This window comes from Orlajensenia leifsoniae (assembly GCF_004570845.1).
Classification (GTDB): Bacteria; Actinomycetota; Actinomycetes; order Actinomycetales; family Microbacteriaceae; genus Orlajensenia; species Orlajensenia leifsoniae.
The window spans coordinates 71888-95043 of sequence record NZ_SPQZ01000002.1; the positions used below are offsets into that span (position 1 = coordinate 71888).

General features: G+C 66.9%; 19 protein-coding genes and 1 tRNA gene. 18 read left to right on the top strand and 2 right to left on the bottom strand.

The genetic code is table 11. The annotated features are described in order from the left end of the window. Positions 1–50: 50 nt before the first annotated feature. The 12 genes from E4M00_RS04375 to dapF all read left to right on the top strand — a co-directional run bounded on the left by E4M00_RS04375 (position 51) and on the right by dapF (position 14797). Complete coding sequence (locus tag E4M00_RS04375; RefSeq protein ID WP_135119291.1) at positions 51–3002, top strand: FtsK/SpoIIIE family DNA translocase; 2952 nt, start codon at positions 51–53, stop codon at positions 3000–3002. Between the two features lies 1 nt (position 3003). Beyond that, a complete protein-coding gene (pgsA, locus tag E4M00_RS04380) occupies positions 3004–3630 on the top strand; it encodes a CDP-diacylglycerol--glycerol-3-phosphate 3-phosphatidyltransferase (RefSeq protein WP_135119292.1) in 627 nt (208 codons plus the stop codon). After that, positions 3623–4132, top strand: coding sequence for a CinA family protein (locus tag E4M00_RS04385; protein WP_135119293.1), 510 nt, complete (start codon positions 3623–3625; stop codon positions 4130–4132). The genes pgsA and E4M00_RS04385 overlap by 8 nt, the downstream gene beginning before the upstream one ends. A 142-nt stretch (positions 4133–4274) precedes the next feature. Continuing rightward, on the top strand, positions 4275–4583 hold the full coding sequence (locus E4M00_RS04390) for a helix-turn-helix domain-containing protein (protein ID WP_055817878.1): 309 nt from the start codon (positions 4275–4277) through the stop codon (positions 4581–4583). A gap of 121 nt (positions 4584–4704) precedes the next feature. Continuing rightward, on the top strand, positions 4705–4929 hold the full coding sequence (locus tag E4M00_RS04395; RefSeq protein WP_135119294.1) for a DUF3046 domain-containing protein: 225 nt from the start codon (positions 4705–4707) through the stop codon (positions 4927–4929). A gap of 284 nt (positions 4930–5213) precedes the next feature. Beyond that, positions 5214–6305, top strand: a complete 1092-nt coding sequence (recA, locus tag E4M00_RS04400) for a recombinase RecA (protein ID WP_055822649.1) — start codon at positions 5214–5216, stop codon at positions 6303–6305. A 41-nt stretch (positions 6306–6346) separates the two neighbouring features. Continuing rightward, positions 6347–6976, top strand: a complete 630-nt coding sequence (locus E4M00_RS04405) for a regulatory protein RecX (RefSeq protein ID WP_135119295.1) — start codon at positions 6347–6349, stop codon at positions 6974–6976. A gap of 16 nt (positions 6977–6992) precedes the next feature. Continuing rightward, positions 6993–8609 carry a tRNA (N6-isopentenyl adenosine(37)-C2)-methylthiotransferase MiaB gene (gene miaB, locus E4M00_RS04410; protein ID WP_135119296.1) on the top strand — a complete coding sequence of 539 codons (1617 nt, stop codon included), beginning with the start codon at positions 6993–6995 and terminating at the stop codon, positions 8607–8609. Beyond that, positions 8593–9540: a tRNA (adenosine(37)-N6)-dimethylallyltransferase MiaA gene (miaA, locus tag E4M00_RS04415; protein ID WP_240036845.1), complete on the top strand. Its 948-nt coding sequence runs from the start codon at positions 8593–8595 to the stop codon at positions 9538–9540. Before miaB ends, miaA begins: the two co-directional genes overlap by 17 nt. A 250-nt stretch (positions 9541–9790) precedes the next feature. Next, positions 9791–12163: a glycosyltransferase family 2 protein gene (locus E4M00_RS04420; protein WP_135119297.1), complete on the top strand. Its 2373-nt coding sequence runs from the start codon at positions 9791–9793 to the stop codon at positions 12161–12163. Beyond that, a complete protein-coding gene (locus E4M00_RS04425) occupies positions 12163–13782 on the top strand; it encodes a chitinase (protein WP_135119298.1) in 1620 nt (539 codons plus the stop codon). Before E4M00_RS04420 ends, E4M00_RS04425 begins: the two co-directional genes overlap by 1 nt. Before the next feature lie 133 nt (positions 13783–13915). Then, positions 13916–14797: a diaminopimelate epimerase gene (dapF, locus tag E4M00_RS04430; RefSeq protein WP_135119299.1), complete on the top strand. Its 882-nt coding sequence runs from the start codon at positions 13916–13918 to the stop codon at positions 14795–14797. 25 nt (positions 14798–14822) lie between these two features. On the opposite strand, the gene E4M00_RS04435 is transcribed toward dapF, so the two are convergent. Together E4M00_RS04435 and E4M00_RS04440 are read right to left on the bottom strand one after the other, a co-directional pair. Then, a complete protein-coding gene (locus tag E4M00_RS04435; RefSeq protein WP_135119300.1) occupies positions 14823–16232 on the bottom strand; it encodes a DUF2252 domain-containing protein in 1410 nt (469 codons plus the stop codon). A gap of 48 nt (positions 16233–16280) precedes the next feature. Next, positions 16281–16943: a GNAT family N-acetyltransferase gene (locus E4M00_RS04440; protein ID WP_135119301.1), complete on the bottom strand. Its 663-nt coding sequence runs from the start codon at positions 16941–16943 to the stop codon at positions 16281–16283. A 114-nt stretch (positions 16944–17057) separates the two neighbouring features. Between E4M00_RS04440 and E4M00_RS04445 the strand changes: the two genes are divergently transcribed. The 6 genes from E4M00_RS04445 (at position 17058) to E4M00_RS04475 (ending at position 23114) form a co-directional block, all read left to right on the top strand. Then, positions 17058–17131, top strand: a tRNA-Pro gene (locus E4M00_RS04445). Positions 17132–17767: 636 nt separating this feature from the next. Next, complete coding sequence (locus E4M00_RS04455) at positions 17768–18100, top strand: hypothetical protein (protein ID WP_167756822.1); 333 nt, start codon at positions 17768–17770, stop codon at positions 18098–18100. Next, entirely contained in the window at positions 18100–18876 is a 777-nt protein-coding gene (locus tag E4M00_RS04460; RefSeq protein WP_135119304.1) for a hypothetical protein, read from the top strand. Before E4M00_RS04455 ends, E4M00_RS04460 begins: the two co-directional genes overlap by 1 nt. Before the next feature lie 306 nt (positions 18877–19182). Next, positions 19183–19917, top strand: coding sequence for a hypothetical protein (locus E4M00_RS04465; RefSeq protein ID WP_135119305.1), 735 nt, complete (start codon positions 19183–19185; stop codon positions 19915–19917). A gap of 1131 nt (positions 19918–21048) precedes the next feature. After that, entirely contained in the window at positions 21049–22026 is a 978-nt protein-coding gene (locus E4M00_RS04470; RefSeq protein ID WP_135119306.1) for a hypothetical protein, read from the top strand. 80 nt (positions 22027–22106) lie between these two features. Further along, positions 22107–23114: a hypothetical protein gene (locus tag E4M00_RS04475; protein WP_135119307.1), complete on the top strand. Its 1008-nt coding sequence runs from the start codon at positions 22107–22109 to the stop codon at positions 23112–23114. The last annotated feature ends 42 nt before the right edge of the window (positions 23115–23156 follow it).

Below are 23156 nucleotides of genomic sequence, written 5' to 3' on the forward strand. Positions count from 1 at the left end.
CCCGACCCGGCCTCCGCGGGAATGACCGGGGCCGGAAGTACCGTTGAGCCATGGCTACGAGCACCAAGGCGACTGGTCGCGCACGCGCGACTCCTTCGTCGCGCGGCGGCGCGACGAAGCCACCGGCCAAGACCCCCGCGAAGACTCCGACCAAGGCCGCGCCCCGCGCGTCCACGAAGACGAGCGCCCAGACCCTGAAGTTCACTGCGGTCGAGGAGAAGCCCAACGTCCTCGTGCGAGCCTGGATGGGGCTCGCGCACGTCGCCGGGGGAGCGGCCCGTGCCCTCGGCCCCGAGCAGCTCGCCAAGGAGGAGCGCCGCGACGGCCTGCCCTTCTTCATCATCCTTCTGGCCATCGCCGGCGCCGTGATCGAGTGGTTCCTCATCAACGAGCCCGTTGCGCAGACCCTCGATGCCTGGACCTTCGGCGGCCTGGTCGGCCGCGTCGCGTTCGCGCTGCCGATCATCATGCTGGTGTTCGCGGTCTGGTTGTTCCGGCATCCGTCGTCGGTGCACGACAACTCCCGCATCGGAATCGGCCTCGGCATCCTGCTCGTCTCGATCGCCGGCCTGTGCCACGTCTTCGGCGGTCAGCCCGCCCCGAGCGACGGCATGGACGTGCTCGCCCGCGCCGGCGGCATCCTGGGCTGGATGATCACCTGGCCGATGATGCTCGTCGCCCCGTGGCTCGCCGTCGTCGTGATGATCGTGCTCATCGCGCTGTCGCTGCTCATCATCACCAAGACCCCTCCGAACCGCATCCCGCAGCGCATGCGCGAGCTCTACGCCTGGCTGTTCGGAGCGCACCTGCCCGACGAGGAGGCCCGCGACGAGGCCCGCCTCGCAGCGAAGGCCGCGAAGAAGGAGCGCTCCCAGTCCGTCGAGCTCGACGGCATCGACAGCCTCGGCCTCGATGGAGACGGCGACGGCGAATCCTCCACGCCCGACAACCTGCCCTGGTGGCGCCGCAACACCAGCGGCCGCGAAGAGGATCCTGCCTTCGAGGCCGCGGGAGTCGACGGACTCACGGATGTTTTCGGCGGTGCCCCCGAAGGCGCATTCGACAGCGCGCTCGACGGCGTCGATGCCGACGCGCCGGGCGCCCGCGGAGGTGTCAACGGCGACCACTACGGCACCGAGGTCATGGCCGATCTGCAGGCGGCCGAAGACGCCGTCAAGCGCTTCACCGGCGAGGTCGGGGGAGCCACCACCCTGCTCGCCGATGGTGCCGCGGTTCCGGATGCCGCTCCCGGCGTGCTCCCCGGATTCTCGGCGGCCGGCGCCGTGTTCGACCAGGCCGGCGTCGCACCGGTCGACGACCAGCCCACGGCTCCGTACCACCTGCCCGCGGCATCCACCCTCGCCGCCGGTGCCCCGGCCAAGACGCGCTCGGCCGCGAACGACGAGGTCGTGCGGGCCATCACCGACGTGCTGCAGCAGTTCTCCGTAGACGCCCGCGTCACGGGCTTCTCGCGCGGCCCGACGGTCACGCAGTACGAGGTCGAGCTCGGCCCCGGCGTGAAGGTCGAGCGCGTGACGGCACTCTCGAAGAACCTCTCCTACGCGGTCGCCTCGAACGAGGTGCGCATCCTCTCGCCCATCCCCGGCAAGAGCGCGATCGGCATCGAGATCCCCAACAGCGACCGCGAGATCGTCACGCTCGGAGACGTGCTGCGCTCCGGCGCGGCGGCGAAGAGCACGCACCCGATGACCATCGGCGTCGGCAAGGACGTCGGGGGCGGCTTCGTGCTCGCGAACCTCGCCAAGATGCCCCACCTGCTCGTCGCGGGTTCGACGGGATCGGGCAAGTCGAGCTTCGTGAACTCCATGATCACCAGCCTGCTCATGCGCGCCACCCCGGCCGACGTGCGCATGGTGCTCATCGACCCGAAGCGCGTCGAGCTCGCCCCCTACGCCGGTGTTCCGCACCTCATCACGCCCATCATCACGAACCCCAAGAAGGCCGCAGAGGCGCTCTCCTGGGTCGTGAAAGAGATGGACATGCGCTACGACGACCTCGCGTCGTTCGGCTTCCGTCACATCGACGACTTCAACAAGGCCGTCATCAACGAGGAGATCATCCTCCCCGCCGGCAGCGAGCGCCAGCTCAAGCCCTACCCCTACCTCCTCGTGGTCGTCGACGAGCTCGCCGACCTCATGATGGTCGCCCCGCGCGACGTCGAGGACTCGATCGTGCGCATCACGCAGCTGGCCCGAGCATCCGGAATCCACCTCGTGCTCGCCACCCAGCGTCCGAGCGTCGACGTGGTCACGGGCCTCATCAAGGCCAACGTGCCGAGCCGCCTCGCCTTCGCCGTCACGAGCGTCACGGACTCCCGCGTGATCCTCGACCAGCCCGGCGCCGACAAGCTCATCGGGCAGGGCGACGCGCTGTTCCTCCCCATGGGTGCCTCCAAGGCGTTGCGCGTGCAGGGTGCCTGGGTCAGCGAGAGCGAGATCGAACGCGTCGTCAAGCACGTCACGCGTCAGGCGCGTCCCGAGTATCGACCGGATGTCGCGGTGTCGGCAGAGCGCAAGGCCATCGACTCCGACATCGGCGACGACCTCGAACTGCTGCTCGCGGCCGCCGAGCTCGTGGTCTCGACGCAGTTCGGCTCCACCTCCATGCTGCAGCGCAAGCTGCGCGTCGGCTTCGCCAAGGCCGGCCGCCTCATGGACCTGCTCGAATCGCGCGAGATCGTCGGCCCCTCCGAGGGATCGAAGGCCCGCGACGTGCTGGTCACGGCCGAGCAGTTGCCCGGTGTGCTGGCTCGCCTGCGCGGCGAGGACGACGGGTCGGCGCCGGCGCCGAGTGCGGCATCCGTCGCCCCATCAGCCCCCCAGCAGACGACGGTGCAGCAGGGCGTTCAGCCCGGCGCTCAGCAGACCGGAGCGCCTGTCGACCCCTACGGCGACGACCCCGTCGCCCGCATGACCGAGGGCTATCCTGAGGAGGAGGGCGATTCCGACGAGGACGCCTGGAACCTGACCGGCAGGGACTGACATGGCTTCGCTCGACGCCGAGGTGCCTCGCGCCTCGAACTGGAACCTGCCCAACCTGATCACGGTCGTGCGCATCCTGCTCGCGCCGCTGTTCTTCTGGATGCTGCTGGTCGACAACGGGGCCGACGGGGCACTCCGCTGGTGGGCCGCCGTCGTCTTCATCGTGGCCATCGCCACGGACGGCGTCGATGGGGCCATCGCTCGCCGTCAGGGCCTCGTGACCGACCTCGGGAAGATCCTCGATCCGATCGCCGACAAGCTGCTCACCGGCGGCGCCCTCGTGTGCCTGTCGATCCTGGGCGAGCTCTGGTGGTGGGTCACCATCATCATCCTCGTGCGCGAGGTCGGCATCACGGTGTGGCGCATGGTCGAGCTCTCCCACCGCAACGTCGTTCCCGCATCCCGCGGCGGCAAACTCAAGACCATCGCGCAGTCCATCGCCATCTCGCTCGCGCTCGTTCCGCTCTGGACCGTGCTCGGCGACTGGATCTTCTGGGTCAACTGGGTGGCCATGGGCATCGCCTTCGCCCTCACGGTGTGGTCGGGCGTCGAGTACCTCGTCTCCGCCTGGAAGCTGAAGCGCGCCCTCCCCGCATCATCGACGTCGACTTCGGGAACGGATGCCTGAGCCCAGCGTGCGCGACGCCACTGCTGATCTCGTCGCCGAGCTGACGCGCCGCGGACTCACGATCGCCGTCGCGGAATCGCTCACGGGCGGCCTGCTCGCAGCCGAGCTGATGCGCATCCCCGGGGCATCCGTCGTCGTCACCGGGGGAGTGGTGGCGTACAACACGGCCATCAAGCGCAGCGTGCTGGGCGTGGACGCAGCCCTTCTCGACGAATTCGGAGCCGTGCACCCCCGGGTCGCCGAGCAGATGGCTGCCGGAGTGCGCAGCGTGCTCGCCGTCGACGGACGCGACGCCGACGTCGGTATCGGCACGACGGGAGCCGCCGGCCCCGATCCGCAGGACGGCCAGCCGGTCGGGACGGTGTTCATCGGCATCTCCATCGGTGAACGGATGCAGGTGCTCGAGCTCGCTCTCGACGGTGGTCGGGCAGCCATCCGGGCCGCCGTCGTGACCGCGGCGATCGCCGCCACTCTCGACCTCCTGCTCGACACGGCGGAATAACCTGCGTTAACTCGCCGTTACATCGGGCGTATTCACAAGAAAACGCCGGAACAGCGCAGTACGCTGGATGAACGAGTACCTGTCGTACTCTGTATCAACTCACCCGCACCGGGGTGAACTGGCAGCACAGAAGGGGGTTCCAATGATTCTGGTTCGTCAGGAAATCGGCGATGTTCTCAGGGACTTCCGTCTGCAGAAGGGCCGCACGCTCCGTCAGGTCGCGAGCAAGGCCAGCGTCGCACTCGGCTATCTCAGCGAGGTCGAGCGCGGACAGAAGGAAGCATCCAGCGAGATCCTCGCATCAGTCGCCGATGCACTCGACACTCCGATCTCGGTCATCATGCGCGAGGTGGGCGACCGCCTGGCCGTGCTCGAGGGGATCAACCCGATTCCCGACACAGTGCCCGAAGACCTCGTCGTCGACTTCGACGCCGAGCTGCTCGTCCGCTGAGTCCCGCATACATCACGAACGCCAGCCGGTCATCGACCGGCTGGCGTTTCTGTCCCCTTTTCGTTCCCGCGATCGTGGTCCAGCACCGCGCATCCGGGTCGTCCCGCCCATGGAGTGATCTGTGAAGTCCAGCGAGTTCCGCCTCGCCGTGCAGGAGGAGTTCGGCGACGCCTACGGCCGCTCCCTCCTCCGCGATCTCGTGCTGCCCGACCTCGGCAACATCACCGGCGATGAGGCCCTCGCTGCCGGCACCCGCCCGCGCGACGTCTGGTACGCCCTCTGCGCGGCGATGGACGTGCCCGAGAACCGCCGCCACGGTGCTGGGCTCAGGGAGCCGCGCCGCTAGGCGGGCTGCCACATCCGTCGCCATCGTCCTCGACACGCCGTCCGAACATCTCGAACGGATGTTCGGATCTTGCTAGGCTACTCAACAGCAGCGAATCGAAGACGGACAGTCCACTGTCGTCCCGGTCATCCGAGCAATGTCGGAGGCTCGGCGTAGCGTCCTTTCCATCAGCGATGAACTGCTGACTGCCTTGTCAGTCGCGTGCCCGGTTCATGAGCGCCAGCTCTAGCCTCACGCGACACGACAGCCTAGAGGCGACGGAATATCGACAGAAGGAGACCATGATGCCCTCAGCTGCAGACCGCGAGAAGTCACTCGAGACAGCTCTCGCCCAGATCGACCGCCAGTTCGGCAAGGGGTCGGTCATGCGCCTCGGAAGCGATGAGCGCGCACCCGTCGCCGTCATCCCGACAGGTTCGATCGCGCTCGACGTCGCGCTCGGCATCGGGGGACTCCCGCGCGGCCGCATCGTGGAGATCTACGGTCCGGAGTCGTCGGGTAAGACGACCCTCACTCTGCACGCCATCGCCAACGCCCAGCGCGCCGGTGGCATCGCGGCCTTCATCGACGCCGAGCACGCGCTCGACCCCGAGTACGCCAAGAAGCTCGGCGTCGACATCGATGCCCTCCTCGTCTCGCAGCCCGACACGGGTGAGCAGGCGCTCGAGATCGCCGACATGCTCGTGCGCTCCGGATCCATCGACCTGATCGTCATCGACTCGGTGGCGGCGCTCGTTCCCCGCGCCGAGATCGAGGGCGAGATGGGCGACTCGCACGTCGGTCTCCAGGCCCGCCTCATGTCCCAGGCCCTCCGCAAGCTCACCGGTGGCCTCAGCCAGACGAACACCACGATGATCTTCATCAACCAGCTGCGCGAGAAGATCGGTGTGTTCTTCGGAAGCCCCGAGACCACCGCCGGTGGCAAGGCGCTCAAGTTCTACGCCTCGGTGCGCCTCGACATCCGTCGTATCGAGACCCTCAAAGACGGAACCGAGGCCGTGGGTAACCGCACCCGCGTCAAGGTCGTCAAGAACAAGATGGCTCCGCCGTTCAAGCAGGCCGAGTTCGACATCCTCTACGGCGTCGGAATCTCGCGCGAGGGCTCGCTCATCGACTTCGGTGTCGACCACGCCATCGTGAAGAAGTCGGGTGCCTGGTACACCTACGACGGTGACCAGCTGGGCCAGGGCAAGGAGAACTCGCGCAACTTCCTGCTCAAGAACCCCGACATCGCCCTCGAGATCGAGAACAAGATCCTCGCCAAGCTCGGAGTCGGCATCGCCGGCGCCGCAGCGAAGGCCGCGACCGACGCGGCTCTGGCCGCCGAGGTTCCGGCCAACGTGGAGTCGATCACGGCGAAGCGCAAGGGCGCCTAGCTCCTACAGCACCATCCAGAGACGAGACCGGGGAGAGACACATGCCGTCGAACAGCAGCACGAGCAACAGCACGGGCGGCCCAGACGAGCGTCTCGCCCCGGTCTCGTATCTTCCCTGGGCCGGGTCCGAGACCGACGCCGATGCCGCTGCAGACGAACTGGTTCCGCAGCGCCGGGTTCCCGGCGTCGATCCCGAGCGCGACCTGCTCGAGGCCGAGAATGTTCTGACCCGGCGCCTACGCGGCCGCTCGCTCTCCGTGGCCGAGGCGCGGGCGGTGCTCGTCGAGCTTGAACTCGACGCGGGAGCCGCCGAAGAACTCATCGAGCGCTTCGAACGAATCGGCTACCTCGATGACACCCGCCTGGCCGAGCAGATCGTTCACACCCACCATGAGCGCAAGGGCCTCGGCCGTTCCGCAGTGGAGGCCGAGATGCGGCGCCGCAAGCTCGACCAGCACGCCATGAGCGCCGTGCTCGACGAGCTCTCGGTCGACGAGAGCGGCCCGGCGACAGAGCTCGCCGCCGGCAGGCTCAGTCGCATGAGTTCGCTCGACGACGAGACCGCGGAGCGCCGGCTGCTGTCCTTCCTCATGCGCAAGGGCTACTCCTCGAGCGTGTCCCGGGACGCCGTCAAGACGGCCTTCACGGCGATCGGGCGACGCGCCCGCTGAACGTACACTGGTCTGCATGAGCAGTACCGTCGTCAGCAGTGAACCGACCGTCATCGCGCCGTCCGTCGCGGCGTTCGACGACGACGGCCGGGCACGCACCTTCGAGGTGCGCACCTTCGGCTGCCAGATGAACGTGCACGACTCCGAGCGCCTGAGCGGCTCGCTCGAGGCTGCAGGCTACGTGCGTGCCGTCGACAGCGAGCCCGACATCGTCGTGATCAACACCTGCGCCGTGCGCGAGAACGCCGACAACAAGCTCTACGGCAATCTCGGCCACCTCGCCTCGGTCAAGAAGCGCCACGACGGCATGCAGATCGCCGTCGGGGGCTGCCTCGCCCAGAAGGACAAGACCACCATCCTCGAGAAGGCGCCGTGGGTCGACGTGGTCTTCGGCACCCACAACATGGGTGCCCTCCCGCGTCTGCTCGAGCGTGCCAGGCACAATGACGAGGCGCAGCTCGAGATCCTCGACTCCCTCGAGACCTTCCCCTCGACGCTGCCCACCAAGCGCGACTCCAGCTACAGCGGCTGGGTGTCCATCTCCGTCGGCTGCAACAACACCTGCACCTTCTGCATCGTGCCGTCTCTGCGCGGCAAGGAGAAGGACCGCCGCCCGGGCGACGTGCTCGGCGAGATCCAGGCTATCGTCGATGACGGTGCGATCGAGGTGACGCTCCTCGGGCAGAACGTGAACTCCTACGGAGTCGAATTCGGCGACAGGCTGGCCTTCGGCAAGCTGCTGCGCGCCGCCGGGGCCATCGACGGCCTCGAGCGCATCCGTTTCACGAGCCCGCATCCGGCGGCCTTCACCGATGACGTCATCGACGCCATGGCCGAGACCGACGCTGTCATGCCTCAACTGCACATGCCGCTGCAGTCGGGCTCCGACCGCATCCTCAAGGCGATGCGGCGCTCGTACCGCTCAGAGAAGTTCCTCGGCATCCTCGATCGTGTACGCGCGAAGATGCCCGACGCCGCCATCAGCACCGACATCATCGTCGGCTTCCCCGGCGAGACCGAGGAGGACTTCCTCGAGACCATGCGCGTCGTCGAGCTGGCCAGGTTCGCGACGGCGTTCACCTTCCAGTACTCCATCCGCGCAGGCACCCCGGCGGCGACCATGGCGGACCAGGTTCCCAAGGCTGTCGTGCAGGAGCGCTACGAGCGCCTGGTCGCCCTGCAGGAGCGCATCTCGTGGGAGGAGAACCAGAATGTGATCGGCCGTGAGGTGCACGTGCTCGTCGCCAACGGCGAGGGTCGCAAGGACGCCGCGACGCATCGCCTCAGCGGCCGCGCCGAAGACAGCCGCCTCGTGCATTTCGAGGTGCCTGCAGACGGTGTCGTTCCCAGGCCCGGCGATATCGTCTCGGTCGTCGTGACCCAGGCAGCACCGTTCCATCTCATCGCCGACGCCGTACCCGGCGAGCCCCTCCGCATCCGTCGCACCCGAGCCGGAGATGCCTGGGACCTCGCGCAGGCCGAGTCCTGCGGGGTACCCGCAGGTGCCCCAGCGGGCGGTGGCGCCACCTCGACGTCCGGCACGGTCTCCCTCGGACTCCCGACGCTGCGAGCAGCAACGCGTGTCGATCTCGGCCTGACCGCCGCTCACGCCACAGGTGACCACGACCACTGAGGCGGCGGCGCTGCCGCTCATCGCCGTGGTCGGCGCCACCGGTACCGGCAAGTCCGCGCTCGCCCTCGACATCGCAGAGCAGCTCATCGGCGACGGGCGGTCCGTCGAGATCGTCAACGCCGACGCCTCGCAGCTCTACCGCGGCATGGACATCGGCACGGCCAAGCTCGCGCCGGGCGAGCGTCGCGGCATCCGTCACCATCTCTTCGACGTGCTCGAGGTCACCGAGGAGGCGAGCGTCGCGCGCTACCAGACCGAGGCGCGCGCCGTCATCACCGGCATCCGCGAGCGTGGCGCTGTTCCCATCCTCGTCGGCGGCTCCGGCCTGTACGTCTCGGCCGTCGTCTACGACTTCCGCTTCCCGGGCACCGATGCGGCACTCCGAGCCAGGCTCGAGGCCGAACTCTCCGAACGCGGCCCCGGCCTGCTCCACCAGCGGCTCAAGGCGCTCGATGCGAACGCGGCCGAGCGCATCGGCTCCCAGAACGGACGCCGCCTCGTGCGGGCGCTCGAGATCATCGAGATCACCGGGGAGCCGCACGCGGCGTCGCTCCCCGACGAGCCCGTCGAGTGGATGCCGCTGGCCATGGTCGGACTCACCCTCGATCGCGCCGATCTCGTGCCCAGGCTCGACGCCCGGGTGCAGCAGATGTGGGCCGACGGAATGCTGGCCGAGGTCGAGACCCTCATCCCTCTCGGCATCGAGCGCGGCGTCACCGCGAGTCGGGCGATCGGCTACGCCCAGGCGCTCGCTCAGTTGCGTGGCGAGATCGACGAGGCCGAGGCGATCGACCAGACGCAGGCGCTCACCCGCCGCTACGCGAGACGCCAGGTCAGCTGGTTCAAGCGCTACCCGAACACGACCTGGATCGGCGCGACGGATGCCGCCAGGGTGGCGTCGGCCATGCGCGCTGTGGGCGACCGGCGCTGACCTCGAGGTCCGCCCGGGGCCGACACGCCGATCCGACCGGGGTACACGCAAGAAAACGGCGCTCCTTGCAAGATCCCCGTGAATCCGGCACTCTGGAGTGGGTCATGTGCCCCACTCTGGGGGTGCGTGTCCGCACTTCTGAGGACAAATTCTCAGCCTTCTAACCATTACGGCGCATAGATTCTCATATGAGTCACTCTCGCCTCCCTATCGCTGACGGGTGCTCAATCACCCCGAACGAGAGCCTCAGATGTCCTCCGTGAAATCACTTCCGCACGCCCGAAAGCGTCAGTGGGGCGCTGAGAAGCGCACCCAGCCGCTGCCGACGGTGCACCCGCGTCCGTCGAACCGCACCATCACGTGGAGCCGAGTCGCCATCGTCCTGACCGTGGTCTTCTGGGCGGTCTACGTGGTGACCACGGTCATCCGACAGTTCATCGACGGCGGCCGACAGGACTTCCGTTTCACCATGGAGGCCATCGGCTACCTCGTGGTCGTCACCTTCCTCACCTTCTCGGCCCTGATGTACCTCGTCGCGCGGGAGGGCGCGCTCCAGCGATTCAGCAAGCACGTTCGCGTGCCCCGCGCCGAGCTCGACCGACACTTCGCCGAGAACCGGTCCTCGATCACGGTGCTGGTTCCCTCCTACGCCGAGGAGCCCCACGTCGTGCGCGCCACACTGCTCTCCGCCGCGCTGCAGGAGTACCCGTCGATCAAGGTCGTGCTGCTGCTCGACGACCCGCCCTTCCCGAAGCAGCCGAGCGTGCTCTCCCGGCTCGAGGAGACCCGTGCCCTCGCTGACGACATCTCGGCGATGCTCGCGGAGCCCAGGGACCGTTTCGCGGCCGCCCTGGCCGACTTCGAGGCGCAGATCTCCTCGGGTGCCCTCGCCGACGACCTGGCGATCGACCATGCGCACGCCCTCGCCGAGCACTACGCCTTCGCTGCGCGGTGGCTGACGGATGCCGGTGAGCAGGAGACCCTCGACGACCACGTCGACCTCTTCTTCGTCGAGCAGGTTCTCGGTGGACTCGCCGACGAGCTGCTCCTCACGGGTCGCGCCATCGCCACGTCCGTCGAGGAGGATGCCGTGCTGTCGGCCGATCGCATCGGCCAGCTCTACCGCCGCCTCGCCTGGACCTTCGACGCCGACCTCGACGTGTTCGAGCGCAAGAGGTTCGCATCCACCTCGCACGAGGCCAACAAGGCCATGAACCTCAACGCCTACATCGGTCTGATGGGCGGCCAGTACACCCTCGCCGAGACTCCGAACGGTCCGGCGCTCCTCCCCGCGGCCGCCGGCGAGCCGTTCGATGTGAGCTTCGCCGACAGTGACTTCCTGCTCACCCTCGACGCGGACTCGATCCTGCTCCGCGACTACTGCCTGCGCCTGGTCTACTTCCTGCAGCAGCCCGACAATGCCCGCGTCGCCGTCACCCAGACCCCGTACTCGTCGTTCCGTGGGGCCGCCACCCGCATCGAGCGTCTCGCCGCGGCCACGACGGACATCCAGCACGTGCTGCACCAGGGCATGAGCCACTTCGGCGCCACCTTCTGGGTGGGCGCGAACGCCGTCATCCGCAAGGTCGCCATCGAGGACATCGTGGAGACCGAGTTCGTCGGCGGCTTCGAGGTCAAGCGCTACATCCAGGACCGCACCGTCATCGAGGACACCGAGTCGAGCGTCGACCTCGGAACCCACGGCTGGAGCCTGGTGAACTACCCCGAGCGCCTCAGCTACTCGGCCACTCCGCCCGACTTCGGCTCCCTCGTGGTGCAGCGTCGGCGCTGGGCCAACGGCGGGCTCCTCATCCTGCCGAAGCTCTGGCGCCAGGTCCGCGCTCGCAAGCGCCGCGGCGAGCAGGTGCCGATGCTCGAGCTCATGCTGCGCGTGAACTACATGGCATCCATCGCGTGGGCGAGCTTCGGCCTGGTGTTCCTGCTGGCGTACCCGTACGACGGCCGCCTGCTCAGCCCCGTCGTGCTCTTGGCGGCGTTGCCGTACTTCCTCGCCATGGCCAGCGACCTGCGCTACGCCGGCTACCGCCGCAGCGACGTGCTGCGCATCTACGGCTTCAACCTCATCATGCTGCCGGTGAACCTCGCCGGCGTTCTCAAGTCGATGCAGCAGGCGCTCACGGGCAAGAAGATCCCCTTCGTGCGCACGCCCAAGGTGAAGGACCGCACAGCGGCCCCGCTGCTCTACGTGGTGGCGCCGTTCCTCATCGTGGCGTTCTCCCTGTTCACGCTCTGGCGCGATGTCAACGCCGGCAACTGGGGCAACGCGGCGTTCGCCGGCATCAACGCCGCACTCGCCAGCTGGGCCATCGTGGCCTACATCGGCATCGGCAACGCCCTGGTCGACATCTGGCTCGGCCTCATCAGGCCGCTGTACGTGCCTCGCGCCCAGCCGGTCGCGGAGAAGAAGACGGCGACGGATGCCGATGCCCTCGACTGGCGCTCGGTGCTCTACCACGGTCACGCCGATGCAGAGGTTCCGATGCTCGAGGCCGTCGGAGCGCGGCGCCGCAGTGCGGCATCCGTTCGCCCCGCCCCCGAAGCGCACGACGCACACGACGCACACGACGCTGACGTCCACCACGAAGAGAAGAAGGCAGCCTGATGGCCACGAAGAACCGCGCGGGCGCATCCGTTCCCACGGAGGCAGTCCAGGTCGCCGAGCTCTCCGACCGCAGGCTCTCGCCGCTGCGGGTGTGCATCGCCATCGTGGTGCTGCTCGCCGTGATCGCCGCCGGATTCCTGGGAGCACGCTCCTGGGCCTCCACACAGGCCGACCCGACGCAGGCCCAGCCCTGGTTCGCCGGCTACGTCGACGTGACGGCCACGCCGACGTACGAATTCGAGACCCACGGAGGCACGGACACCCCCGACGCCGTGCTCTCCTTCATCGTCTCGGCGACGACGGATGCCTGCACTCCGAGCTGGGGCACGGCCTACACGATGGACCAGGCCGGCGACACCCTCGACCTCGACAGGCGCATCGCCCGCCTGCAGCAGGGCGGCGGAACCATCGCCGTCTCGTTCGGCGGCCTGCTGAATGACGAGCTCGCCGTGAACTGCACCGACGAGGCCAAGCTCGAGGCGGCCTACGCCAGCGTTCTCGACCGATACAAGGTAGGGACGATCGACCTCGACCTCGAGGGCGCCGGCCTCACCGACTCAGCCGCCGTCGACCGACGCGCCACGGCCATCGCAGCCCTCCAGAAGCAGCGCCGTGCCGCCGGCGACCCCATCGCCGTCTGGCTCACGCTGCCCGTCGCCCCGACCGGCATGACCGAAGACGGAACCGACGCCGTCAGCGCGATGCTCGACGCGGGCGTCGACCTGGCGGGCGTCAACGCCATGACGATGGACTACGGCTCGAGCCTCACCGAAGGCGACAGCATGGCCGAGGCGTCGGAGAAGGCCCTGACCGCCACCCAGCGCCAGCTCGGCGTGCTCTACAGCCGCGCCGACATCACCCTCGGCACCGCCACCCTCTGGGCGAAGGTCGGCGCGACCCCGATGATCGGGCAGAACGACGTGGCCGATGAGGTCTTCTCCCTGAAGGACGCCAAGCGCCTGAACGCCTGGGCGGCGGACAAGGGTCTCGGCCGCATGTCGATGTGGTCGGCCAACCGCGACAAGACCTGCGGCTCGAACTACACCACGACGTCGATCGTCTCCGATGCCTGCAGCGGCGTCGATCAGGGCGACACCTTCTTCGCCGACGTGCTCGCGACGGGCTTCACGGGCTCGCTCGCTGCCGGCGAGAACGCCGCCGCGACCACGAGCGAGCCCACGCTGGCTGCTGAGATCGCCGACGACCCGGCCACGTCGCCCTACCCGATCTGGTCGTCGGATGCCTCCTACCTCAAGGGCACCAAGGTCGTCTGGCACCGCAACGTCTACACCGCGAAGTGGTGGACCAAGGCGGAGGTTCCCGACAACCCCGTGCTGAACGACTGGGAGTCGCCGTGGCAGCTCGTCGGCCCGGTGCTGCAGGGAGAGACGCCGATTCCGCAGGCCACCCTGCCCGCAGGCACCTTCCCCGAGTGGACGGGCGCCGCGACCTACCTGAAGGGCGACCGCATCCTCTTCGAGGGAGTGCCCTACGAGGCGAAGTGGTGGACGCAGGCGGACAGCCCCGAGGCATCGGCGGCCGACCCCGATTCGTCGCCGTGGGAGCCGCTCACGCAGGCCGACATCACGGCCATCGTGTCGGGAACGCCCGCCGGCTGACGCGCGCTTCGACCGCGGACTGCGTCCGGGCCTCTGTGAGCGGATGTTCCACTCACCGCTCGCCGGGGACCGAGCGAAGCGACCGTCCGAAGCGCAGTCCGAAGCGATGAGAACCCGCCCATAGACTTTCCCCATGGCGATCGATCTGCACTTCACCAAGGGACACGGCACCGGAAACGACTTCGTGCTGTTCGCCGACCCCGACGGTGAACTCGAGCTCACGCCCGAGCAGATCAGCGCGATCTGCGACAGGCACTTCGGCGTCGGCGCCGACGGGATCATCCGAGCGGTCCGCTCCAGGAATCTCGCCGACGGAGCCGCAGCCCTCGCCGAGGACCCCGACGCCGAGTGGTTCATGGACTACTGGAACTCCGATGGCACGGTCTCCGAGATGTGCGGCAACGGCATCCGTGTCTACGCACGATTCCTCATCGAGCAGGGCCTGCTGGCCTTCGCCGAAGGTGATTCGGTCGCGATCGGCACGCGTGGGGGAGTGCGCGACCTGCAGCGCTCGGGCACCGGCTTCCAGGTGGACCTCGGGCGCTGGAAGCTCGACGGCACCGAGCCTCTCGTGCGCGCCCGTGAACTGTCCGTCGCCCGTCCCGGCCTCGGCATCAACGTGGGCAACCCGCACGTCGTCGTCGCTCTGGCCGATGAGGATGAACTGGCCGGCATCGACCTGACGGTCGTCCCGATCCTCGAGCCCGAGGCGCCGGAGGGCGCGAACGTGGAGTTCGTGCTTCCGCACGAGCCACTGGTGCACGACGGGGTCGGCCGCATCCGGATGCGGGTGCACGAGCGCGGCTCCGGAGAGACCCTCTCCTGCGGAACCGGCGCCGTGGCCGCTGCCCTCGCCGTGCGGCACTGGGCCGGAGTCGGTGCCCCCAACGAATGGCGCGTCGACGTACCCGGGGGTCGCGTCGGCGTGCGGATGTTCCCGACCGAGGACGGCGAGCACGTGGCCCTGTCGGGCCCGGCCGACCTCGTCTTCGACGGGGTGCTCGGCCTGGGCTGAGCTCACACGAGACGGCGTCGCGTCGTCAGGCCCCGAACTCGGAGCTCACGAAGCGACCGCTCTCCACAGCGTCGCGCAGCATCACGAAGTCGGCGTACGAGCGGTCGGCGTACGACTCCGCCCAGTCCGCAACGGCCTCGTCGAAGACCGTCGACGTGCCGATATAGCCCGCGACACTGGCCGCCGCCGGGCTCTGCGCGTGAGCACGAGCGAGCAGGGATGCGCAGGCGCTGACATAGTCGAGGAACTGACGGCGGGTGAGCGTGGCGATGTCGAATGACACGTTGCGGTCGCGGAACTGGCGCACGTAGAAACTGCGCCCCTCGTCGCCGGTCAGATAGCCGAGGAACGGATCGGACACGGCCTGCAGGATCCGCTGGTTCGCGATCACCCGATAGCCGTGAACGGATGCCACGCGCTGTGGGTCCACCCCGGGCGCCGGCCGCACCGGCACGTCACCGAACTCGTGCACCACCGAGCGGGCGGCCTCCTTGAACTGCAGCACGAGAGGCTCGCCGAGCGGACCCGTGAGCACGGCGATGTAACAGCGGGTGCCGACGCTGCCGACTCCGACCACGCGGCGCACGGCATCCGTCACCGTGTACTGCGACAGCAGAAGAGCGACATCGGGGGAGACGGATGCGCTGTAGGCCTCGAAGATCTCGGCGAGGCGGGCCTCGATCTCGGGCTCGATGTGCATCATCGTCGGGCGGTCCTCGATGATGTGCAGCGAGCCGTCATCGGCTCGAGTCATGATCTTCTCGACGACGCGTTCCGAGGTGCGCTTCTGCGTCGCCCTCACGGCCTTGTCGATGATCTTCTGCGTCTCGGGGCCGAATCGCGACGTGCCCTCCCGCACCTCGGCGTGCAGGAAGTAGCGGTCGAGAGCGCTGAGTTCCAGCGTCGTGCGCAGCGTGGTGCGGTACGAGGCCGCCGCCGTCAACGCGGCCGTGCGCACGTCGGTCTCGCTGAAGCCGTTGTCGCGGCCGGCGATCACAGCGCTGGTGACCAACCGCTTCACGTCCCATTCCCACGGGCCGGATGCGGCCTCGTCGAAGTCGTTGAGATCGAAGACGAGGCTGCGCTGGGGCGATGCGTAGATGCCGAAGTTGGCGATGTGGGCGTCGCCGCAGAGTACGACGTCGAACCCCGTGTTCGGCTCGGCGGCAAGGTCGGCTGCCTGGATGGCGGCGGTGCCGCGATAGAAGGCGAATGGACTCTGCAGCATCCGGTGCACCCGGAGGGGGATGAGGTCGGCCAGGCGCGGGTGGTGCTGGCGCTCGAGGATGCCGAGGGGATCGCGGTCGGCGTCGTCGACCCTGGTGCGCTGAGCGCGGCGGGGGAGCTGCCGTCGTCGGTCCTTGCCGATGGCGAGGAGCTCGTCCTGGCGGGTGAGCTCGGCGTGGTCGAACCGGAGGCGTCCTGTTGTGCTCATCGGCGTGGTCTCTCTGTTGAGGGTGTCGCCAGAGTACCGCTCAGCGACTCAGGCAGGGGCTGTGACCCGCAGCGTGACGACCGCGCGGCTCGGCGACGGCCGCGACGTGACCTCGAAGCCAGCGGCCAGGAACTGCGAGAGGGTGCCGTGGTAGAGCTCGGCACTCGACTTCTTGCCTCCCGCGGCATCGACCGGATAGCCCTCGATGACCCGCGCGCCGAGCCGGGTGGCCTGCTCGATGGCACCCCGCAGCAGCTCCCCGCCGATGCCTTGGCGGCGGTGCCCCACGCGCACGACGAAGCAGGTGATCGCCCAGACGGAGTCGTCATCCTCGTCCTCGGCGCTTCCCTTCACCACCTCCGCGGTGCGGAGCCGGTCGTAGGCCGTGCGCGGCTCGACGGCGCACCAACCGGCGGGTTCGGCCGCACTGTCGTCGCCCTGGCCGTGGTCGGTGTCGCCAGCGCGGTCGCCGGCCTTCGGCTCGAGGTAGGCGATGACCCCCGGCGGATGCGCCTTTCCCGCCCCTGCCGCCTGCACCTGCTTCTCGAGCAGGTTGCGGCAATCGTCGGGCGTGATGGTCTTCCACTCCGCGTTCGGCAGCTTGAAGAACTGGCACCAGCACCCCGCCGGGTCACCGCGCGTGCCGAACACGCGCTCCACATCGGCCCAGGGGGCATCCGTCACCGGAACAATGCGCACCTTCGCTGCCATTCCCTCACCCTACGACCGAGGGCGGTTGAGCGACCGGATGCCGGCGGTCCCCGTGTCTTCAGCACTCCTTTCGGCACGCTATGATTGTCAGGTTGCCTCGGCGAGCCGGGGCATCGGGCTGTGGCGCAGCTTGGTAGCGCACTTGACTGGGGGTCAAGGGGTCGCAGGTTCAAATCCTGTCAGCCCGACCGGGAGAAATCCCAGATAGAAGGCCACTTCGCGAGATGCGAGGTGGCCTTCTTCATGTCCACGAGAGGCGTCTGACCGCCTTTCTTTACCACCTTAAGCGAAAATGGCGGTCAGGCGAGCGCGGCGCTGAGGACATCGATCGCGCCCGCCGAGACCTGCGGGGCGACGTGCCCGTACACGTCTCCGGTGATGACGATCGAGGAATGGCCCAGCAGCTCGGACACGACCTTCAGCGGCACTCCCGCCGCCAGCGTGTCACGGCCCCGCTCGGGTGGGACTGCACTCGCCCCTCAGGTCTATCGGACCGTTGAATAGTCTTGCGCGGGGAGGGCAACGCCGCCGGCACCGAGGCCGGGGCAACCCAGTAACGAGCCTCGCGAAGGTTCGCGACAGGCTCGACTGCGAGAGCAGTGAGCGACATCCGGAATCTCCGAGCTTCGAACAAGCGTTCCAGTCAGTATGTGCGCTGCGGGCACGGACGTCGGCAAGTTGAGGACGGCGCCGCGGCAAGTGAGTGCACCCCGAAGTGAGGCCACTAGCGCCTTAGTTGAGTCTGGCAGTGGGTGGCAATTGGGGGTAAAGTCGGTGTCATGGTAACTACGACGGCAACACGACAGTTCGGCGAAACTGCTCGCATGGACATCCATGCGGTCGCCAAGGAGCTGAACGCAGCCCTCGGCCCGACCCTTGTCGCTGCCCTCACCGGCTCGAAGGACACAAAGCTCCCCATCAAGTGGGCCAAGCCTGACGGGACTACCCCTGGACCGGACTTCAATCGACGTCTGAAGTTCGCCCACCGCATGTGGCGTGCCATCGAGGCGGTCGAAGGCGAGCACGTGGCCCGTGCCTTCTTCATCGGTAGCAACCCATCCCTGGGCGAGCGCACACCACTGACGGCCATCCGCGAAGACGACCATTCGGACGTCGCCGCTGCTGTCGACAATTTTCTCCGCGACCAGCCCGCCTGATGAGAGCGGCCGGCGGGCGGATCTGTACCGAGACGGGGCTCAGGCTCATGCCGTGCACGGGTGACTCCGGCTTCCGTGTCTCCAAGAGCCGTTACCCACCGATCTCCGCGCCGGTTCGGACGGCGGACGAGCATCGAGACGGTTGGGGGCGGTACGACACGTTCGGATCTACGCTCTACGTCGCTGAAACCATCGAATGCGCCTTCTCTGAGGTGCTCGCTGGCTTCCGGAGGAAGGTCGGCACAGCCGACCCACTGGCCGCCGACGCGGAAGCAGTCGGTATGACCGTGGAGGAGTTCGTGCGCGATGTCTCCCGCGAGTGGAGCGAACGCGGTTTCATGTCCAAGGGTGCACTGCCTGCTCTCTGGCGCGACGTTCGGGGCATAAACGAAATCATCACTCCATCGAACGGGTGGTGGATCGACATCGAAGACCCCGACTCGATGGCGGCACTGGAGGCACATCCAGGTATCGCGTCGGAGATCCGGTTGGCAGGCGTCGACGCATTGACCACTGCGGATCTACGAGGACCCTACCGACCACTCACCACAGGCATTGCTGATGAGCTCCGTCTACTCACGCTCGACGACGGCTCGAAGCCGGTCGGCATCCACTTCGGCAGCAAGTGGGGCGGCGGATGGTGCCGTGCGATCTGGCTTCCCGAGGAAGATGCCGCCTACGAGCTGGAGCTGCTCGCGCTGAGTCCTGAGCCGATCCTGGTGAACGATGGCCGGCTCGCGACGGTCGCCCAGAGGTTCGGCCTCCGCGTCTTCTAGCCCGCGTCGAGCACCGGAGATAGTCCCGTGGTCAGTGGACATGAGCACCGCCGACATGGTCGTCTGGAATCCCGGCGCGACCGACCCGGTTCTCGCCGGCCTTCGTGCGCGCCAAACGGCCGTTGCTGACGGGGCTTGTCCGACCCGCATCGGCCCTCGGTCTACGCCGACGTGAGAGCCGAGCAACGCGGAACACAGGCCGGTGACACTTCGCAGCCGCGCTGACCGTCCTCGCCAGCGGCTGCTGACTGGTCTCTCCGGATCCTGGTCTTGCGCCAGTGAACTGAGTGAGGCCACTGTTGGCAGATGACACCCGAAGGTCGTCTCCCGAAAGTCGACCTGAACGAACTGCAGGGCCAGCAGCCAGCGAAGAAGCTGACCGCAGTTGAACGACGCCACGTCGAGAACAAGATTATCGGCTGGGTCGGCGCCGTGTTCGTAGCCGTCTCAGTCATCGTGGCGATCTTCAGCGTCTTTGCGGCCAACAGAGCCGCCGACTCCACAGCTGAGGAGATCGCCGCGGTAAACGCGGCACGAATCTCAGATTCCAGAGCCGAGTGCCAATTCTTGGTTCAGGACGCAATGGCGCAGACGACAGGCCTGCTCGGCCGATGGCTGAACGACGATCCAGATCCCGAAGGTCCCGCTGCCGACATGGTCGCCCGGGACCCTCTCGTGGAGCAAGCAGTCATGGCAAGCCTCTTCCACACCGCAAGCTGCATCTCCGAGCCTGTCGTGCCAGAGAGTTCGGACCTCGGCGCGGCGCTAAGCAACCGGGTGAGTGACATGTACTGGGCGTTCATCGGGATCCGAGTCCACCAGCCAATCGCTTCAACACAAGAGCAGAACGAATGCATCATCAAAGCTGTCACGTCCACCGCAGAGGTCCTCGGCTCCATCAATCAGTTCGTAACGGAGCTACGTGCCGACGATGAGACGATCGACGAGGTGACGGACGAGGTCCTCGAAGAGATGGACACACCCACCCCAGACTTCAACGGCCTCAAAGACAGGTGCGTCCCTCCCGACGAAGACAACTGACCAGAAAAGAATTGAGCGCTGCTGGATGCTTGCTACGGGGACTCGCCGGTTCGGTCTGTGGCTCGGAATCGGGATCCGATGTTGACCCGGTGAAGGCGTCTCACCGGACCTAAATTCGGAACGCAGGACCAAGCCGGGCAGCGGCGCGCTTTTCGTAGTTCTTCCGTTTCGCCACATGTCTCTCGGTTGAGCCGGTGGGGCTGGCTCGGACATTGCCTCTCTCGATGCGTGGCCAGCCGGTCTGGCTGGTCGAGCGCACCCGCCGGCGGAGCGCGCCGCTCACATAGGAAGGGTCCGGTGATGCCGGGCCTAGGTGCACCCGGCCGTTGGGTTGGTTGCATTCGGTTGATTGGGATGGCCTGCCCGTGCTGATTGACGTAGTCACGACGAACTGATGGGGGCTTGCGGATGCGATCCGGGAGGAGGCTCGCGAGTATGAGACCGGTTAGGGACGCGAGAGACTGATTTGAGCCGGAATGCCCATCGTTTACCCATCTGATTGACCCGGCAGCGACCCCGAACGACCGGTAGACTCGGAGCCAGCGAACCGCCCGGTTCCCTACAAATACAAGGGAATCCGCGAGTTTCAGAGGCATTCGGCTACAACCGAATTAAGGCTGCAGCCTCCAAGGGGTCGCAGATTCAAATCCTGCCAGCCCGACCAGTGGGCCGTTCTGGAAATCGATCCAAGAACTGTTCCCAAGAAGGAAGGACCGCTTCCGAAATCTCGGGAGCGGTCCTTCTTTCGTTGAGCTGTCGGCCGTGGTGGTCGCCGTTGCTCAAGATCGGCTTTAGGTCTTTTGTCCGTCCCAGTGCGCCTTCCGGGCGCGCCAGGTACCACGATCCCGATCCGGCGATACCGACCAAGACATGTGTGCGCCGCGGGGCTGCGGCGGTACCTGCAGAGGATCGGCAGTCCCAGCGTGGCGATCCAACGCTCCGACGTCTGATCGGACTCCACCGGCGTCCACCTCTGCGGTGATTGGCCCGTCGGCCCTACCCGGCGGTACCGCATAACCCCTACTGGGTCGTGTGGGGTCGCGGAGTCCTCCCCGATTCGCCTCATGCCTTGCTGCTCTTAGCGTGTAGGCACATCACCTACGGGGATAGTCCCGGGATCGGAAAAGGCTCATGGACAACATCGAGATCGACGACTTCAACGAGTCGTTCAACAGCGGCATGTGGGGATCGGGCAACAGTGAGACCACGACCACCACAACCACACTCGGCTTGGCGGCCGATAACTCTTTCAACTCGGATGACTCGACCAACGACAGCGACAACGTCGTCGTGGATGTCGCGGACTCCTTCAATCAAGATTCGAACGACACAAACACAGACATCTCGGACTCGTGGAACGACGACTCCGACAACTCGATGACGGATAACTCCGACAACTCGGCGACGGATAACTCCGACAACTCGATGACGGATAACTCCGACAACTCGATGACGGACAACTCCGACAACTCGATGACGGACAACTCCGACAACTCGACCAACGACTCGTACAACGACTGGTCGACGGACACGGTGAGCGACTCGCACAACTCCTGGACTGACTCGTCGACCGACGACCACTCGACCATCGTCGGAATGCGCTCCTACAACACGGGCATCGGCGATGTGTCCCTCGCTGGTGGTGCAGGCGGTTCCGGCGGCGACGGCGACACCATGATCAACAACCAGAACACGATCATCGACCAGTCGTACAACGCCGCGGGCGGAGGGGGTGGCTGGAGCGGCAGCAGCGCCGTCGTCGCATCGGGCGATGACTCGATCGCGGCAGGCAATGACGTGCACGTGACGACCGACGTCGACTACTCCACGAACATCTCGTCGGCCGAGGGCGATGTGAACCTGAACAACGAGACGACGATCACCACCGTGGAAGGCTCGTACAACACGTACGAAGACTCCTCCAGCTGGGAGGACAGCTCGACGCACACGTCAGTGGCGGACTCCTACAACTCGTGGACCGAGACCTACTCGGCGGAGGACTCGTTCAACGAGACCGACGATCTCTTCCAGTCCACCGAGGTCTCGATCGACGTAGACGCGATCGTCGACAGCGGCGACGCGTCCATCGGCGAACCCTTCGCCGGCTGACCCATACCCGGCCGTCGCGACGCGAACAGCTCGCCTCGGCCGGGTGCCACATCATCTCGATCTGAAGAAAGCGATCAATCATGCCTGACTACACCGAGACCAACTTCGATGATTCGTTCAACTCGCGGGTCCGTGACTCCAACAACACGACCAGCACCAATACCAGCAGCAACCTCGGCGTCGACCTGAACCAGGTCGGCAACACCGATTCTTCGACCAACGACAGCAACAACCTCACGGTCGGCCTGGACGATGTAGGGAACGCGGACTCTCACGACACGACAGTGGACTCCAACGGTTCGTTCAACGACTGGTCCGACAACTCCGTCGAGGACAACAGCGACAACTCCGTCGAGGACAACAGCGACAACTCCGTCGAGGACAACAGTGACAACTCCGTCGAGGACAACAGTGACAACTCGACGGCAGACAACAGCGACGACTCGATCCACGGGTCGTACAACGACGGGTCGACGAGTGCTGTCAGCGGGTCGTACAACTACTACCTCGATGAGTCCGTCGACGACCACTCGGTGGATGTCGGCACCCGCGATTACAACACGGGTATCGGCAGCCTCGGCCTCGGTGGCGGTGGCGGTGGCGGTGGCGGTGGCGGCGATACGTGGGTGAACAACCAGAACACGATCGTCGACCAGTCGTACAACGCGAGCATCGACGGGGAGGGCGGCTACGGCTCGGACAGCGGCAGCTCCGCCGTTGTCGCATCCGGCGGAGGATCTGTCGCCGCCGGAAACGACGTCGACCTCAGCCAGAGTGTCGACCACTCGACCACGATCTCGGGAGGGGGCGACGTGAACATCGGCAACGAGACACAGGTCGTCACCATCACCGACTCGTACAACGAGACGACGGATGACTCTTCCTGGACCGACAGCTCGACGCACCTCGACGTGAACGACTCGTACGACGCGGACACGACGAGCTGGACGGCCACGAACTCGTTCAACGAGGAGTTGACGTCGCAGACCGACGAGACGTGGAACGTCGACGCCGACGTCATCTGGGGCAGCAGCGACGCCGTGATCGCCGACACGCCGACGCTCGACGACGCGTTCGACGAGTCCTGATCCGATCCGTTGACCGCTCCGCGCCGAATCCCTGAGGCGGTG